At 71.6% G+C, this 16,778-nt stretch carries 14 protein-coding genes; 8 read left to right on the forward strand and 6 right to left on the reverse strand.

The features are described from left to right. Positions 1 to 147: 147 nt before the first annotated feature. Together GA0115254_RS04905 and GA0115254_RS04910 are read right to left on the reverse strand one after the other, a co-directional pair. Positions 148 to 1,050, reverse strand: a complete 903-nt coding sequence (locus GA0115254_RS04905; RefSeq protein ID WP_093894041.1) for an HhH-GPD family protein — start codon at positions 1,048 to 1,050, stop codon at positions 148 to 150. A 145-nt stretch (positions 1,051 to 1,195) separates the two neighbouring features. Beyond that, positions 1,196 to 1,840, reverse strand: a complete 645-nt coding sequence (locus GA0115254_RS04910) for a phosphatase PAP2 family protein (protein ID WP_093894042.1) — start codon at positions 1,838 to 1,840, stop codon at positions 1,196 to 1,198. A 172-nt stretch (positions 1,841 to 2,012) separates the two neighbouring features. Here GA0115254_RS04910 and GA0115254_RS04915 point away from each other — a divergent pair, with 172 nt between their 5' ends. Continuing rightward, the gene (locus tag GA0115254_RS04915; protein WP_093894043.1) at positions 2,013 to 2,843 is read left to right on the forward strand and encodes a hypothetical protein; all 831 of its coding nucleotides are present in this window, start codon (positions 2,013 to 2,015) and stop codon (positions 2,841 to 2,843) included. 108 nt (positions 2,844 to 2,951) lie between these two features. On the opposite strand, the gene disA is transcribed toward GA0115254_RS04915, so the two are convergent. Both disA and radA read right to left on the reverse strand, forming a co-directional pair. Continuing rightward, the gene (gene disA, locus GA0115254_RS04920; protein WP_093894044.1) at positions 2,952 to 4,076 is read right to left on the reverse strand and encodes a DNA integrity scanning diadenylate cyclase DisA; all 1,125 of its coding nucleotides are present in this window, start codon (positions 4,074 to 4,076) and stop codon (positions 2,952 to 2,954) included. Between the two features lie 80 nt (positions 4,077 to 4,156). Next, positions 4,157 to 5,569: a DNA repair protein RadA gene (gene radA, locus GA0115254_RS04925; RefSeq protein ID WP_093894045.1), complete on the reverse strand. Its 1,413-nt coding sequence runs from the start codon at positions 5,567 to 5,569 to the stop codon at positions 4,157 to 4,159. Positions 5,570 to 5,755: 186 nt separating this feature from the next. On the opposite strand from radA, the gene GA0115254_RS04930 reads away from it, so the two are divergent. Next, on the forward strand, positions 5,756 to 7,696 hold the full coding sequence (locus GA0115254_RS04930; RefSeq protein ID WP_256102399.1) for a BACON domain-containing protein: 1,941 nt from the start codon (positions 5,756 to 5,758) through the stop codon (positions 7,694 to 7,696). Positions 7,697 to 7,827: 131 nt separating this feature from the next. On the opposite strand, the gene GA0115254_RS04935 is transcribed toward GA0115254_RS04930, so the two are convergent. Continuing rightward, complete coding sequence (locus tag GA0115254_RS04935; RefSeq protein ID WP_093894046.1) at positions 7,828 to 8,679, reverse strand: DUF3109 family protein; 852 nt, start codon at positions 8,677 to 8,679, stop codon at positions 7,828 to 7,830. Positions 8,680 to 8,719: 40 nt separating this feature from the next. Between GA0115254_RS04935 and GA0115254_RS04940 the strand changes: the two genes are divergently transcribed. The 4 genes from GA0115254_RS04940 (at position 8,720) to ilvD (ending at position 13,330) form a co-directional block, all read left to right on the forward strand. Next, positions 8,720 to 9,676, forward strand: a complete 957-nt coding sequence (locus tag GA0115254_RS04940; protein ID WP_093894047.1) for a Ppx/GppA family phosphatase — start codon at positions 8,720 to 8,722, stop codon at positions 9,674 to 9,676. A gap of 93 nt (positions 9,677 to 9,769) precedes the next feature. After that, complete coding sequence (locus tag GA0115254_RS04945) at positions 9,770 to 10,597, forward strand: sugar phosphate isomerase/epimerase family protein (protein ID WP_093894048.1); 828 nt, start codon at positions 9,770 to 9,772, stop codon at positions 10,595 to 10,597. Continuing rightward, on the forward strand, positions 10,594 to 11,235 hold the full coding sequence (locus GA0115254_RS04950) for a TetR/AcrR family transcriptional regulator (RefSeq protein ID WP_093894049.1): 642 nt from the start codon (positions 10,594 to 10,596) through the stop codon (positions 11,233 to 11,235). The genes GA0115254_RS04945 and GA0115254_RS04950 overlap by 4 nt, the downstream gene beginning before the upstream one ends. A 244-nt stretch (positions 11,236 to 11,479) precedes the next feature. After that, positions 11,480 to 13,330: a dihydroxy-acid dehydratase gene (gene ilvD / locus GA0115254_RS04955; RefSeq protein WP_093894050.1), complete on the forward strand. Its 1,851-nt coding sequence runs from the start codon at positions 11,480 to 11,482 to the stop codon at positions 13,328 to 13,330. 48 nt (positions 13,331 to 13,378) lie between these two features. Here ilvD and GA0115254_RS04960 read toward each other — a convergent pair whose 3' ends face one another. Further along, the gene (locus GA0115254_RS04960) at positions 13,379 to 15,604 is read right to left on the reverse strand and encodes a protein kinase domain-containing protein (protein ID WP_093894051.1); all 2,226 of its coding nucleotides are present in this window, start codon (positions 15,602 to 15,604) and stop codon (positions 13,379 to 13,381) included. A 129-nt stretch (positions 15,605 to 15,733) separates the two neighbouring features. Between GA0115254_RS04960 and GA0115254_RS04965 the strand changes: the two genes are divergently transcribed. Both GA0115254_RS04965 and GA0115254_RS04970 read left to right on the forward strand, forming a co-directional pair. After that, entirely contained in the window at positions 15,734 to 16,051 is a 318-nt protein-coding gene (locus tag GA0115254_RS04965; RefSeq protein WP_093894052.1) for an SH3 domain-containing protein, read from the forward strand. 81 nt (positions 16,052 to 16,132) lie between these two features. Then, on the forward strand, positions 16,133 to 16,672 hold the full coding sequence (locus GA0115254_RS04970) for a hypothetical protein (protein WP_093894053.1): 540 nt from the start codon (positions 16,133 to 16,135) through the stop codon (positions 16,670 to 16,672). The last annotated feature ends 106 nt before the right edge of the window (positions 16,673 to 16,778 follow it).

Below are 16,778 nucleotides of genomic sequence, written 5' to 3' on the forward strand. Positions count from 1 at the left end.
CGTAGAACCGCCGTCAGCCATCGATCGGTCGGGCTGACGTCGCTGACGCTACGGAGCTGTTGTCACGGGGCTGTGCGGAGCAGCCATACGCTGACGCACGGCTGTCCATCGGTTGTGTAACAGCGGGGAAGAGGGCAGCAGGGACCTTCAGCTCAGCGGCAGCCGGTACTGGCCGCCGGCCAGCGGCTCGACCAGGCCGTCCGCGACCAGGCCGTCCAGCGCGCGGGCCCGCTGCACCGGCTCGTCCCACACCGCGTCCAGTGCCGACTGCGGCACCGGTGCCACGGCCTCGCGCAGCACGGCGAGCAGCCGCCCGCGCACCTGACGGTCCGTGCCGGCGTAGGTCTGACCGCGCCGCGGGGGCCCCTGGTGGGCCGGCTTCCCGGCCAGCCGCCAGGCGCACTGCCCGGCGATCGGACACCGTGTGCAGTCCTCGTTCTTGGCCGTGCAGACGAGGGCGCCGAGCTCCATCGTCGCGGCGGCCCAGCGGGCGGCCCGTTCGTCGTCCTCGGGAAGCAGGGCCCGGGCGAGCTTGCGTTCGGCGGCGGTGGTCGCGTTCGGCGGGTACTGGATGCCGGTCGCGGCCCGGGCGAACACCCGGCGGACGTTCGTGTCCAGTACGGCATGCCGCTGTCCGTACGCGAACGAGGCCACGGCCGCCGCGGTGTACTCACCGATCCCGGGCAGGGCGAGCAGCTGACCGTGCTCGCTCGGTACGTCGCCGCCGTGCCGTTCCGTTATTGCCTGCGCCGCCCCGTGCAGGCGGAGCGCCCGGCGGGGGTAGCCGAGCCGGCCCCAGGCACGGACCGCCTCACCGGGCGGCTCGGCGGCCAGATCGGCCGGGCGCGGCCAGCGGGCCAGCCACTGTTCGTACACCGGGAGGACCCGGCTGACGGGGGTCTGCTGCAGCATGAACTCGCTCACCATCACACCCCAGGCGCCCGCTTCGGGGCGGCGCCAGGGCAGATCGCGGGCGTGCTGTTCGAACCACCCGATGACGGGGTCGTGGAGGGAGGCGGGGGGCGTCTGTGTCGCAGTCATGGCAGTCATCGCATTGCCGATCCTGACACGGAAGGGCGGAGGACGGCTCCGCGCACGGTGGTGTCGCTCCTCCTCAGGGCCCTTGGGGTGATGTTGCCACCCGTCTGTCCCCGCGATATCCGGCAACCGGCCCAAGGAGACTCCCCCCGGGCCGTCAGTGCCGTTTGCCCCGCCGCCTGGACCGGCCGACCGCCGCCCCCGGGCCCGATGCCCAGACGGCCAGGGGCGCCCTGCTGCCCCGCACCGTCCGGGCGAGCGACCGTGCCGGCCGGTACAGCATGGCGACCGCCACGGCGGCCACCACCGCACCCAGCAGCAGACCGACCGCCACGTCATGCGGATAGTGCACCCCGACGAAGACCCGCGAGAAGGCCATCAGCAGCGCCAGCGGCACGGTGAGCCAGGCCAGCCGGGGCCGGGCGATCGCCAGGGCGACGGCTGCCGCGCCGGCGATCGCGGAGTGGTTGCTGGGGAAAGACCAGTCGCCCGTCGGCGGACACGGCACCAGCGAGGCCGCCGCCCCGACGACCGCCCGGCAGGGGCGTTCCTCGTTCACCACCGACTTGAGCACCTCACTGCCCACATAGGCGAAGGCCGTCGCAATGGGTGCGAGCACCGCCAGCGCCAGGGCGCCGTCGTCCGCCCGTCGGGCACGCCACCACCCGGTGATGAACAGGGCGCCGAAGACCAGGAGCCCGAGCTCCGTCCATATCTCGGCCAGGTGTTGCACCCATGACGGCATGTCATGCGCGAAGTCGGTGATGTCCCGGTAGAGCGGGGCAGTGAGTGAACTATCCATGTGACAGAGGGTAGTCAACAAAACCCAATGGTCACCTTGGGAGATCCCGGGGCCCAACTCGGCGGAAGCAGGGGGCTGGAGCAGGCCGTCCCGAGATGATGATCCGCAAAACTTCAGGGCCGGGCGGCGGGTGGGGCGGGAGTTGGCGCCGATCTCTCGTACAGTTTGCGCCGTGGGATCTTTGCGTAATCCGATCGGGCCGCTTCCCTCCACCATCTACTGGCGACGGAGGGCCGTAGCGGCGACGCTGGTTGCGCTGCTCGCGTTGCTGATCGTGTGGGCCGTCACCTCCGGTGGCGGCAAGGGGAACACGGACGACTCCCGGCACGGCGGATCGGGTCCCGCACGCTCGATCACTCCCGGCCCCTCCCCGTCGGGTCCGGCCATCAGTCAACAGCCGGGTGGGCGAGACGAGTCGGACGACTCGGGCAGCGGCGGCGGAGACGACAGCGGTACGGGCGCGGGCTCCGACGGCGGCGCGAGCGACGGCGGCAGCGGTGACGGCGGCACGGACGCCGGCAGCGGCACGGACACCGGAGCCGACGGCGCGAGCGGAAGCGGCGCGACGACCGGAGAGCAGGTCCCGGCAGGCTCCCCGCTCCCCGACTGCGCCGCCGGCGCACTGCAGTTGAGCCTGAGTACCGAACTCAACTACAGCCCCGGCGAGAAGCCGAAGTTCCGGTTGATCGCCAAGAACACCTCGGCCACCACCTGCAAGGCCGACTTCGGGCCGAAGAGCGCGGTGCTCACCATCACCGAGGCCGGTGGCGACGACAGTCAGGTGTGGTCCTCCAAGGACTGCCCGCGCAACGCGGGCAGCCTGCTGCTGAAGGTCCCGGCGGGCTCGACCGTCGTCCACACCGTGGAGTGGGACCGCAAGAAGAGCGTCCCGCAGTGCGCGACGCCGCCCGCGGCAACCGCGGGGCCCGGTACGTATCTGGTCGAGGCGAAGGCGCCGGGCGAGCCGGTGCAGCGCGCCTCGTTCGTACTCGCGAAGGACTGAGAAAAGGGCTGGGAAGAGGGCTGGGAACCCGCGGGACCGGGCCCGGGAAAATGCCTCGGGGCCCGGTCTCCCGGGCCCCGACACCGCCTGTTTCCACTGCGCGTACCGCTACACGTATCGCTCGAGAATCGACGACTCGGCCAGTCGCGACAGCCCCTCGCGCACACTCCTCGCCCGCGCCTCGCCGACCCCGTCCACCGTCTGGAGGTCGTCCACACTGGCGGCAAGGAGCTTCTGCAGACCGCCGAAGTGCTCCACCAGCCGGTCGATGATCGCCCCGGGCAGCCGCGGCACCTTCGCCAGCAGCCGGAAGCCGCGCGGCGAGACCGCCGAATCCAGCGTCTCCGGTGATCCGCTGTACCCCAGCGCCCGTGCCACGACGGCGAGTTCGAGCAGTTCGGTGTGGGAGAGCGCGTCGAGCTCGGTCAGTGCTTCGGCGACCGTACGGGACCGCTTCGCGGTCGGCTCCGGCACATAGTCGCGCACGACCAGCTCACGCTCCGGCTCGACACCGGCGATCAACTCGTCCAGCTGGAGCGAGAGGAGCCGGCCGTCGGTGCCCAGCTCCACCACGTACTCCGCGATCTCGGTCGCGATCCGGCGGACCATCTCCAGCCGCTGTGCGACGGCCGTCACATCCCGGACCGTCACCAGGTCCTCGATCTCCAGCGCCGAGAGGGTACCCGCGACCTCGTCGAGCCGGAGCTTGTACCGCTCCAGGGTGGCGAGTGCCTGATTGGCGCGGGAGAGGATCGCGGCGGACTCCTCCAGGACCCGGCGCTCACCGTCCACGTACAGCGCGATCAGACGCATCGACTGCGAGACGGATACGACGGGGAAGTTGCACTGCTTGGAGACCCGGTCCGCCGTGCGGTGGCGAGTACCGGTCTCCTCGGTGGGGATGGAGGCGTCCGGGACCAGCTGCACACCGGCCCGCAGGATCTTGGTCATGTCCTTGTCGAGGATCAGCGCCCCGTCGAGCTTGGCCAGCTCGCGCAGACGCGTCGCGGTGAACTCCACGTCCAGCACGAATCCGCCGGTGCACATCGACTCGACGGTTCTGTCCATGCCCAGGACGATCAGCCCGCCGGTGTTGCCACGGAGGATGCGCTCCAGGCCGTCCCGCAGCGCCATTCCGGGCGCGACGGCGCTCAATGAGGCGCGCATCAGCGCCTCGTTACCGGTGCCTTGGCCGGACTTTCCGGGCGATGCTGCCCGGTCGCTGGCTGCCACTGCACTCCTCCGGTCACAGGTTTGCGGTGCCCTTACGTCCCTCGTACCGTTCGTACGGACGGTCGAGACCAGGGCAAAGTCTACCGGCGTGCGTTCTCCTCCTGTGGGGCCTGTGCGCGAGACCGGCGCGGGAGCACTCTCAGTGCATCACCCATGTTGGCGACTTCTGTGACTTTCATACCGGCCGGGACCTTCCCCGGGTCGGTCGGAACCAGCGCGTGCGTGAAGCCCAGACGGTACGCCTCCGCCAGCCTGCGCTGGACTCCCGTAACCCTTCTGACCTCGCCCGCGAGGCCCACTTCGCCGATCGCCACCAGGTTCTTGGGCAGTGGTGTGTCACTCGCGGCACTGGCCAGCGCCAGCGCGACCGCGAGGTCCGCAGCGGGTTCGGAGAGCTTCACACCGCCGACCGTCGCGCTGTAGATGTCCCGCTTGCCGAGCGAGCTGATCCGGCCGCGCTGCTCCAGAACGGCCAGCATCATCGACACCCTGGACGTCTCCAGACCCGAGGTGGTGCGCCGGGGTGAAGGGATCTGGGAATCGACCGTCAGCGCCTGCACCTCGGCGACGAGCGGCCGCTTGCCCTCCAGGGTGACGGTCAGGCAGGTGCCGGGCACGGGTTCGTCGCGGCGGGTGAGGAACAGCCCGGACGGGTCGGCGAGGCCGGTGATGCCCTCGTCGTGCAGCTCGAAGCAGCCGACCTCGTCGGTCGCGCCGTACCTGTTCTTGACGCCCCGCACGAGCCGCAGGCGGGCATGGCGGTCGCCCTCGAAGGACAGCACCACATCGACGAGGTGCTCCAGCAGTCGCGGCCCGGCGATCGCCCCGTCCTTGGTGACATGGCCGACCAGCAGCGTGGACATACCGCGTTCCTTGGAGGCCCGGATGAGGGCACCGGCGACTTCCCGGACCTGTGCCATGCCGCCGGGCGCCCCGTCGATCTCGGGCGAGGCGACCGTCTGTACGGAGTCGAGGATGAGAAGCGACGGCTTGACGGCGTCCAGATGGCCGAGGACCGCGGACAGATCGGTCTCGGCGGCTAGATACAGATGGTCGTTGATCGCCCGGATCCGGTCGGCGCGCAGGCGGACCTGGCTCGCGGACTCCTCGGCGGTGACATAGAGCGTGCGGTGGTCGTCGCTCGCCGCCTTCGCGGCCACGTCCAGCAGCAGCGTCGACTTCCCGACGCCCGGCTCGCCCGCGAGCAGCACGACGGCACCCGGCACGAGACCGCCGCCGAGCACCCGGTCCAGCTCGCCGACGCCGGTCGACCGGGCGGTGGCCTGCCGGCTGTCGACCTGGCCGATGGGGAGTGCGGCGGTGCTGACCCGGCCGGCCGCGGTGGTCCGCACGGCGGGGGCGCTGCCGAACTCCTCGACCGTCCCCCATGCCTGGCATTCGGGGCAGCGGCCGAGCCACTTGGCGGTCGTCCAGCCGCATTCGGTGCAGCGGTAGGACGGCCGGTCCTTCGCGGATTTCGTACGGGCAGCCATGGCGCAACCGTATAGGTGGGGTCCGACAATGCCGCCGGGCGCGGTCCGCCGACGCCGCCCGGCGCGGGCGCGCGCCGGCCATTGGCCCCCGGATCGGCCCGGCGCTCCGGCGGAATTAGGGATTCCGTCCCCTGGAGCAGGGATCCCTGTCCCCCTTCGAGCGATACGTTCACCCGTAAGGATTAAATGTGTCGAAGGGGCGCCAGAGGCATGCTCTGCGCTGCCTACGGTCGCCAGGTGACGAGCAGCAGGCTGGAGCCCCCTACGCACACCACCGGCGCACACCGGGCGCGGCGCCGTGCGCCCCACTCCTCGGCGCAGCCTTCGCCGCAGCAGCCGCCTGCACGTTACGAGCCGCATCTCGATGGCCTGTTCACCTACTGCCTCTCCGTGCTCTGCGACCACGACGCCGCCACCGAGGCGCTCGGCGGTGTGCTCGCGATCGCGGAACGGCAGGACGGCCGGTGCCCAGCGGGTGAGGAGGAACGTAAATCCTGGCTGTACGCACTGGCCAGATGGACGTGTCTGCGTAAGCTCGCCGAGCAGAAACAGGGCCGTCAGGCGCACCGCCACAATGCCGGGAAGCCGCCGGTAAGACGGTCGGCCAAGCAGGAGACGAGGCGGGAGGCGAAGCGGGCAGGGGGAGGGCCTCCGGGCAAGCAGCCGGGCGGGGCGGCCACCCAGGGGGCGCGCGCGGGCCGCCGTACGTCCCCGGCCGTCGTCGCGAAGGCCACTGAGGCTGCTCCGTTCACACCGGGCGGCACCCCGGCGGGCAACGTCACCGAATCCGAAGCCGCCGCCGAGGCGCACCGCCGTGAACTCGCTCAGCTGGCCTGGCCGGAGGCCGCCGGCACCACCCCTGAACAGCGCGAAGCGCTCGAACTGGCCGTGCGCCACCACCTCGCCCCGCGCGCCGTCGCCTCCGTCCTCGGCCTCGAACCGGCGGCCGCCCGCGAGCTCCTGGCCGCCGCGGCCTGCGAGGTGGAACGCACCCGAGCGGCCCTCGCCGTCGTCGAGAGCGGTAACTGCCCCACCGTCGCCCGGCTCACCGGCGACCACTGCGTCCTGCTCTCCGCGACCCTGCGTCGCGAACTCGTCCGCCATGTCGACGACTGCCCCCGCTGCCGCCGGGCCGCCGAGCGGGCCGGCGCCGAGGGCCCCTGGCCGGGCGCGGCCGTCACTCCGGCCGCCGCGCTACCGGTCGTCGAGGCGCCACGGCCCTCCGCATACGTCGCGATGGTCCACGCCCAGCGGAACCGATCCGCCGGCCCGCGTTTCGACCGGGCGGGCTTCCCCATGGACCCGAAGGACCACGCCGCCCGCCGGGGCCGGCTGCGGGCCAGGGTCGTGACGACGACGGTGGTGGCGACGGTCGTCGCCGCCCCGGTGATCGCGCTGTGGACGGCCTATCGCGGCGCGCCGCAGACCGGCGAGGGTCACGACGGCTCCTCGGTCACCGCGACCGAGACGGACGTCCGCCACGACCTCGGCGGCACCCCGGACGGCCACTACGAGAACGCGGGCAATGCCCGCCCCCAACCCGGCGCCCGCTTTCAGGACGGCCGTGCCCCGGACGTCTCGGCCGAGGTGATCAGCACGGGGCCGGCGCGGGGCGGCACCGCCGGGCTCACCGTCGCGGCCCGCTCGTCCGGCGGCACGACACTCATCCGCCTGACCGCCTCAGGCGGCGCACCCGTCGCCTGGTCGGCCCGCGCGGATGCGTCCTGGCTGCGCCTCAGCAGCTCCTCGGGCACGCTCGCCGCGGGCGCGAGCATCACCATCCGCGTCCTCGTGGATCACCTGCGGCAACCCGCCAGTCCCTGGAGCGCACGCATCGCCCTCGCCCCTTCCGGTTCGGTTGTGGTGATCCGGGGACCCGGGGCGACGGCACCCTCACCCGGCGGCCCCGGCCACCCGGGCACGGCCGACCCCTCCACCCCCTCGGGTCCGTCCGTACCGTCGGATCCGCCCCCGTCCTCGCCGGATCCCACACAGCCGCCCCACCCGACGGACCCCACGCCGTCACCGTCGGACCCGTCCCCGACCGATCCGACGCCGTCCCCGGACCCGTCCGGCTCCACGCCCCCGACCGACCCGGGTACGGGCACATCCGCACCGACGCGCTGAAACAGCCCGACCGGGGCTGTGACAGCCCGCGCGACGTGATCGGCCGAGCCCAGGAAGGCACCTCAGCCGTCACGCCCCAGTTGCTACGCCGTCACGCCGTCACGCCGTCACGCCGTCACGCCGTCACGCCGTCACGCCGGATCGACCGGATCCGCCGGGTGCGGCGCCATCGGCAGCAGCGAGGACAGGCGCTCCTCGCACAGCTCGACCAGCCGGTCGTACGCCTCCTTGCCCATCAGCTCGGTGAGCTCCGGCCGGTACGACACGTACACCGGCTCGCCGGCCCCGTGCGCCGAGGTCGCCGATGTGCACCACCAGTGCAGATCGTGGCCGCCCGGACCCCAGCCCCTGCGGTCGTACTCGCCGATCGAGACCTGGAGCACACGCGTGTCGTCGGGCCGGTCGATCCAGTCGTACGTACGCCTGATCGGCAGCTGCCAGCAGACGTCCGGCTTGGTCTCCAGGGGCTCCTTGCCCTCCCGCAGCGCCAGGATGTGCAGCGAGCAGCCCGCGCCGGCCGCGAACCCGGGACGGTTCTGGAAGATGCACGAACCCTTCCAGCGCCGCGTCTGGCGTTCCCCGTCGTCGTCGACCTCGACCCAGCCCGTCTCCGTACCGACATCGTGGAACTGCCACAGATCAGGGGTCAGCCGTTCGACATGGCTCGCCACCCGCTTCTCGTCGTCCTCGTCCGAGAAGTGCGCGCCGAGCGTGCAGCATCCGTCGTCCGCGCGGCCCGCCTGGATGCCCTGGCAGCCGCTGCCGAAGATGCAGGTCCACCTGGACGTCAGCCAGGTCAGGTCACAGCGGAAGATCTGTTCGTCGTCCGCGGGGTCCGGGAATTCGACCCAGGCGCGTGCGAAGTCGATCCCCGTCTCGTCGTCGGACCGGTTGGGCCCGTTCACTTCCTGCTGCTGCATCTCCTGCTTCGTTCTCTGTTTCTTCGTGATTTTGCCCGGCTTCGCCTTTTTCGTCTTTGGCACGCGCCAAGAGTAAGTCCGCGGTCCCGGTAGCGTTCGTGGTATGAGACTCGGAGTCCTCGACGTGGGTTCGAACACGGTGCATCTGCTGGTGGTGGACGCGCACCCCGGCGCCCGCCCGCTGCCCGCGCACTCGCACAAGGCGGAGCTGCGCCTGGCCCAACTTCTCGACGGGGACGGGGCGATCGGGCCCGACGGTGTGGACCGGCTCGTGGCGACGATCACCGATGCGCTCCAGGCCGCCGAGGACAAGGGGTGCGAGGACGTTCTGCCGTTCGCCACATCCGCGGTACGGGAGGCGAGCAACGCGGACCAGGTGATGGCCCGGGTGCGGGACGAGACGGGCATCGACCTCGCCGTCCTCAGCGGTGCGGAGGAGGCCCGGCTCACCTTCCTCGCCGCGCGCCGCTGGTTCGGCTGGTCGGCGGGGCGGCTGCTGGTCCTGGACATCGGGGGCGGCTCGCTGGAGATCGCGTACGGCATGGACGAGGAGCCGGACGCCGCGGTGTCGCTGCCGCTCGGGGCCGGTCGGCTCACCGCCGGGTGGCTGCCGAGCGATCCGCCGGACCCGGCGGAGGTGAAGGCGCTGCGCCGCCATGTGCGGGCCAGGATCGCCCGGAGCGTCGGGGAATTCACCCGCATCGGCCGCCCGGATCATGTCGTCGGAACCTCCAAGACCTTCAAGCAGCTCGCCAGGATCGCGGGCGCGGCACGCTCCAACGACGGCCTGTACGTGCAGCGCTCCCTCACCCGCAAGGCGCTGGAGGAGTGGGTGCCGAAGCTGGCCGCGATGACGGTCGAGCAGCGCGGCACCCTGCCCGGGGTCTCCGAGGGCCGGGCCGCGCAGCTGCTGGCCGGGGCGCTGGTGGCGGAGGGAGCCATGGATCTGTTCGGGGTCGAAGAGCTGGAGATCTGCCCCTGGGCGCTGCGCGAGGGTGTCATCCTGCGCCGTCTGGACCACATGCCGACGGAACCGACGGAGCAGGCCGCGCCGAGCTGAGCGCCGCCGGGGCGGCCGGAAGCCCACCATGGCCCTCCTCACTTTCCGCCCGGGTCCCTCGGCGCGGCGTCACACTGCCCGTAGGCTGTCCCAGTGGCAGAACCAGTGGTGCGCATCCCGGATGCGAAGGTCGCCCTGTCGACGGCTTCCGTCTACCCGGAGTCGACGGCGACGGCCTTCGAGATCGCCGCGCGTCTTGGTTACGACGGTGTCGAGGTCATGGTGTGGACCGACCCCGTCAGCCAGGACATCGAGGCGTTGCGACGGCTCTCGGACTACCACCAGGTGCCGATCCTGGCCGTCCACGCGCCCTGTCTGCTGGTCACGCAGCGCGTCTGGTCCACCGATCCGTGGGTGAAGCTCCAGCGTGCCCGTGCCGCCGCTGAGAAGCTCGGGGCGACGACCGTCGTCGTCCATCCGCCGTTCCGTTGGCAGCGCAACTACGCGCGCGACTTCGTCACCGGGATCTGGCGCATGGCGGACGAGACCGATGTGCGGTTCGCCGTCGAGAACATGTACCCCTGGCGCTACCGGGACCGCGAGATGCTCGCATACGCCCCCGACTGGGACGTCACCAACGACGACTACCGCCACTTCACCGTGGACCTGTCGCACACCGCGACGGCCCGCACGGACGGAATGGCGATGGTCGACCGGATGGGCGACCGGCTCGCCCACATCCATCTCGCCGACGGCAAGGGCTCCAACAAGGACGAGCACCTGGTGCCCGGCCGCGGCGACCAGCCCTGCGCCGAACTCCTGGAACACCTGGCCCGTACCGGCTTCGACGGCCATGTCGTCATCGAGGTCAATACCCGCCGCGCCATGTCCACCGCCGAACGCGAGGCCGACCTGGCCGAGGCGCTGGCCTTCACCCGGCTCCACCTGGCGTCGTCCTCGGCCGAGGCGCCGCGCCCATGACCGGTGGCCACACCGATCCCACTGATCCCACCGGCCCCGCCCCCAAGCGCCGCGGCCGCCCCTCCCGCACGGCCGGGACCACCGGCCCCGACGCCCGCACCCGCATCCTGGAGGCGGCCCGCACCGAGTTCGCGGAGCGCGGCTACGACAAGACGTCGATCCGGGGCATCGCCAAGGCGGCAGGCGTCGACTCCGCCCTCGTCCACCACTACTTCGGTACGAAGGACGAGGTCTTCGCGGCCGCCGTCGAGCTCTCCTTCGAGCCGGCCCTGGTGATCCCGGACATCCTCGGCAGCGGCACGGACGGCTTGGGGGAGCGGCTGGCCCGCTACTTCATCGCCGTATGGGAGAACCCGGTGTCCAGGGCACCTCTGCTGGCGATCATGCGGTCCGCGCTGACGCACGAGGCGGCGGCGAAGGTCCTCCGCGGCTTCGTCCTGCGCCGCCTCCTGGAACGCATCGCGGAGGCACTGGACGTACCGGACGCGACGTTCCGCGCGGAACTGGCTGCCTCGCACATGCTCGGGATCGCGATGCTGCGCTACGTCATCCGGGCGGAACCCCTTGCTTCGGCGCCCCCGGAGAAGATCATCGAGATGGTGGCACCGACACTGCAGCGCTACCTGACGGAACGCTGACACTTCAGCCTCACCGGCCGGCCATTCCCCGGCTGCATCCGGCCACTCGGGCGCTCCAGGAGCGGGGTCCGGGGCAGAGCCCCGGTTCCAGGAGGAGCGGGCAGGGGACCGGCCCTCCACCACGCCCCCGGTCCTCGGCCCACCCACCGAGCACCCCATCCCGCATACCGGACACCGTGTCCAGATCTTGGAGCCGGAGGCGTAGGCTCGGAAGCAGTCTTTTCTGTCGAAGGAGCGAGAGACGATGCCCCAGCTGAGGTCCCGCACTGTCACCCACGGCCGCAACATGGCGGGCGCCCGCGCCCTTATGCGGGCCTCGGGCGTAGCGAGCGAGGACATCGGCAAGCCGATCATCGCTGTCGCCAACTCCTTCACCGAGTTCGTCCCCGGCCACACCCACCTCGCCCCGGTGGGCAGGATCGTCTCCGACGCCATCAGGGCAGCAGGCGCCGTCCCCCGTGAGTTCAACACCATCGCCGTCGACGACGGCATCGCGATGGGCCACGCCGGGATGCTCTACTCGCTCCCCTCCCGCGACCTGATCGCCGACTCCGTCGAGTACATGGTCGAGGCGCACTGCGCGGACGCGCTGATCTGCATCTCCAACTGCGACAAGATCACGCCCGGCATGCTGATGGCCGCGATGCGTATGAACATCCCGACGGTCTTCGTCTCCGGCGGTCCGATGGAGGCCGGCCAGGCCACCCTCGTCGACGGCACGGTCCGCAAGCTCGACCTGATCAACGCGATCAGCGACGCCGTCAACGAGAACGTCTCGGACGAGGACATCCTCCGTATCGAGGAGAACGCCTGTCCCACCTGCGGCAGCTGTTCCGGCATGTTCACCGCCAACTCGATGAACTGCCTGACCGAGGTCCTCGGCCTCTCGCTCCCCGGCAACGGCTCCGTCCTCGCCACACACACCGCCCGCAAGGCGCTGTATGAGGACGCCGGCCGCACGGTCGTGGAGATCACCAAGCGCTACTACGAGCAGGACGACGCGACGGTCCTGCCGCGCTCCATCGGCACCCGCGCCGCGTTCGACAACGCGATGGCGCTGGACATCGCCATGGGCGGCTCCACCAACACGATCCTGCACCTGCTCGCCGCAGCGCAGGAGGCCGAGCTCGCCTACGACCTCGAGGACATCAACGAGGTCTCGCGCCGCGTCCCCTGTCTGTCGAAGGTTGCGCCCAACGTGGCCCCCGGCGGCACCTACTACATGGAGGACGTCCATCGGGCGGGCGGCGTCCCGGCCATCCTCGGTGAGCTCTACCGCGGCGGTCTGCTCAACGAGGACGTGCACTCGGTGCACTCCGCCACCCTCGGCGAGTGGCTGAAGAACTGGGACGTCCGTGGCGGCTCCCCGTCCCCCGAGGCCGTCGAGCTGTGGCACGCGGCCCCCGGATGCGTGCGTTCCGCGACGGCCTTCTCGCAGTCCGAGCGCTGGGACACCCTCGACCTGGACGCGGCGGGCGGCTGCATCCGCGACCTGGAGCACGCGTACTCCAAGGACGGCGGCCTCGCGGTCCTCAAGGGGAATCTCGCCGAGGACGGCTGCGTCGTGAAGACGGCGGGCGTCGACGAGTCGATCTGGACCTTCGAGGGCCCGGCGGTCGTCTGCGAGTCGCAGGACGAGGCCGTCGACAAGATCCTCCGCAAGGAGATCAAGGAGGGCGACGTCGTCGTCATCCGTTACGAGGGTCCGCGCGGCGGTCCCGGCATGCAGGAGATGCTCTACCCCACCTCCTTCCTGAAGGGCCGCGGCCTCGGCAAGAGCTGTGCGCTAGTCACCGACGGTCGCTTCTCCGGCGGCACGTCGGGCCTGTCGATCGGCCACGCATCGCCGGAGGCGGCGTCGGGCGGAACGATCGCGCTGGTCGAGGACGGCGACCGGATCAGGATCGACATCCCGAACCGCTCGATCGAGCTCCTCGTTCCCGAGGCCGAGCTGACCACCCGCCGCGAGGCGCTGAACGGCGTGTACGCGCCGAAGGACCGCGACCGCAAGGTCAGCGCGGCGCTGCGCGCGTACGCGGCGATGGCGACGAGCGCGGACCGGGGTGCGGTGCGGGACGTGTCCAAGCTCGGCTGAACCGAGGCTGACCGGGACAGCCGCGAACGCTGCCGCCGGACCCCGCTCTCACCAGTGAGCGGGGTCCTGTCCGTCGACGGCGAACACGGACCCGTCGGGCGCGGTACCGAAGACGGTCCGGCCGGCGGCGACAGGGGCGGGCAGCGCCGATGCGTACGTGAGCCTCCCGTCCCGGAGCCGGGGGCTCGTCTGACCCAGCAGCGTTCCGCGCTCGGTGTCCACGGCGAGCAGCCGCCCGTCCGCCGCCGAGAAGTACAGCCGGTTCCCGGTGGCGAGAACGGGCGCCGACGTCCGCCCGGCAGCGGTCTCCAGCTGCCAGCGGACAGCCCCGTCGCCCGCCGGGCGCGTGTCGACGGCGACCAGGGTCCCGCCGTGCGCCAGCAGGTACGCGGTGTCCCCGCCCACCACGACCTCCGGTTCGTTCATCCGGAACGGCAGCGCCACGCGTGCGACGCGCCCTCGTTCGGGGTCGTAGCGGACGAGTCCGACGGTCTGGGCGTCCCCGTTCATGGACGTCAGGACGAGCGCACCGCCCGAGGTCCCCACCGGGGTGAGCATTCCGTCCAGCCGCCGCTGCCACGCCGCGTGTCCCGTTGCCGCATCGACGGCCGTGACCAGCGTGGTGGACCCATAGGCCGAGTGCTCGAATGCGTAGGCCAGCCCCGATCCTTCGTCGTACAGCGCGTAGTCCGGCCGCTGGTGTCCGGTGAGCGGATGCCGCCAGAGGGACACGCCGGTCGCGGAGTCGAGCGCTTCGGTCGTGCCGTCCTCACTGACCAGCAGCAGCGTGTCGCCCGCGGCGAAGGGGGCGCCGAGATACGGGGAGAGATCCGCGTCCCAGACCTGTTCGCCCTTGGCGGGGTCGTACGCCCGGAGCTTCCCGCCGGGCACCGCCGTATGCACCAGACCGCCGGAGACCGACACCACGGCGACCGACGGGGTGTCCCCGGCGGGGCCGTGACGGGACCACAGCACCCGGCCGTCCGCGGGGTCCAACCGGGCGGTGCCGATACCGTCCGCCGCGCAGTACAGCGCGGCGGACGGGCCGGACGCCTCCTCGTCGGCACCGCCGGCCGAGGAACAGACCGGCGTGGTGCTGCCCGAGGTCGGCAGCGGCGTCCGCCACGGCGCGAACGCCGCTGCCGAGCCCTTCGTGCCGCCTGACTCACCCGGCTCACCGGAGCCTTCCGACTCACCCGAGCTACCTGAGTCGCCCACCACCCCGGCAGCCCACACCCCACCGGCACCCATGACGAGCAGCGCCGCAGCGGCTGCCAGCCACCGCCGCTTGCCGCCACCGCTCGGGGCCGCCTTCCGGCCCCGCGCCGCCGCGCCCACGCCCACATGCGTGTCCGCGTCCGCCCCGGTCGCGCTCTCCGGTCCTGACACCGCCGGGACTTCGACAGCCTCCGGCCGCCGTTGCGACGGTATGAACGCGGCGGCGTCGTACGAAGGAGGGCGCAGCGCCGCCATGATGTCGTCCGGAGTGGGCCGCTCCGCGGGGTCCTTCGCCAGGCACTGGCCGATCAGCGGAGCCAGAGCGGTCGGCACCCCCGTCAGATCGGCCTCGTCGTGCACCACCTGGTAGGCCACGATGTACGGGCTGTCGGAGTCGAAGGGCCCCCGGCCGGTCGCCGCATGGACGAGCACGGCCCCCAGGGCGAACACGTCCGCGGCGGGCCCGACTTCACGCGGTCGCTGGAATTGTTCGGGCGCCATGTACGGCGGCGAGCCGATCAGCTTGCCCGTTTCGGTGCGCAGATCGCTGTCGTACGGCCGGGAGATCCCGAAGTCGATGACCTTGGGCCCGGAGTCGGAGAGCAGCACATTGCTCGGCTTGAGGTCGCGGTGGATCACTCCGGCCCGATGGATGTCGCGCAGCGCCTCGGCAAGTCCTGCCGTCAGTCTGCGCAGTTCGGCGGGGGCCATCGGCCCGTTCCGCTTCACCTGGTCGGAGAGCGTGGGGCCGGGCACGTACAGAGTGGCCATCCACGGCCGTGCGGCGTCGGGATCGGCATCGACGACCGGTGCCGTGAAGGCCCCGCTGACCCGCCTCGCCGCCCCGACCTCCTGCCGGAAGCGTGCCCTGAACTCAGGGTCTGCCGAATAGTGCCGGTGCACCACCTTGACGGCGAGCTGCAGCCCCGAGGTGGAGCGCGCCAGGTGAACGACGCCCATGCCGCCCGCGCCGAGACATGCCTCAAGGCGGTAATGACCGGCGTATTCCGGATGCTCCGCTTCCGGATTGGCTCCGGTACCTCGCAGCGGCGGCATCGCCCACCCCCGTGTGTTCGTCCGCAAGCGCGACGCACGGAGCCTAGTCGATGGTGCGTGCGAAACGGGCGGGGCTTGTAGCCTGCGCGTCGTACACACCGTCTCTCAACGGGGGAGGGCCTCACGGCCATGGAAGAGCACACCGACATCACCACCGACGCGGCCGAGGACGTGGCCGCGCTCGCCGGCACCGACGACGTCACCAGGTACCCCATCGCGCCGGGCTACCGGGTCAACGTCCGCACGGGACCGGGCACCCAGTACGGCATCGTCAGGACGCTTCCGTACGGAATGAAGGTTCCGGTCTACTGCCAGAAGCCGGGGGAGCGGGTCACCGGCCCGTACGGCACCTCGAACCTCTGGGACAACATCGCCAACGGCCAGTTCGTGGCGGACGCCTACGTCCACACGGGGAGCGACGGGTACATCGCCCCGCGCTGCGACTGACCGGGACCGTGACGGGACGGCGATCGGGCCTGTGACGGGGACGACGATCGGGGCCGAGACCGCCCGGGGATAATCGACCTCGTGAGCGAGAACAGCGAAGCCCCCGGCCCCGGCACCACACCCGGAAGCACTGCGCCCGGCCCGCAGCCCGAGCCCCTGCTCTTCTTCGGTACGACCTGGGTCGACCACGACGGGGGCTACGGGCTGCGACGCGTCGGGGCGGCGGTGGGCTCCCTCGCGGCCGCGGTCGCCGCCTGCTTCGTACTCCGCTTCGCCTTCCAGGGACTGGAGATCGCCGACGTCGGCAACCTCGTCGGCATCCTGGTCGTCCTGATGTTCGCCATCTGCAGCGCCATCGCCTTCCGCAAGACGTGGGAAGGCTTCGGTCGCCGCCCGGCCGATCCGGCGCGCGAGGCCAATCTGCGCGGCCTCAAGACCATCGGCTTCGTCGGCTCACTGATCGCGTACTTCCTCCGTACGTTCAAGGAGGCGCCGGGCGAGCAACTGCGCCGCACCGAGTACGAGACGGCCCTGGCCCGCTACGCGAAGCGCCGCTCGGCCCGCACCGGAAACCCGGCCGCCCGCAAGGCCACCAAGGGAAAGCGGCCCAAGCGCAAGTAGGGCGGCCCTACGAGCGCAGGCCCTACGAGCACAGGCCCCACGAGCGCGGGGCCCCACCGAGCGCGGGTCGAGATCCCGCCGAGCACCACGCGCCAAGGACCCCCGG

Origin of the sequence: Streptomyces sp. Ncost-T10-10d (genome assembly GCF_900091955.1) — a bacterium.
Lineage (GTDB): Bacteria > Actinomycetota > Actinomycetes > Streptomycetales > Streptomycetaceae > Streptomyces.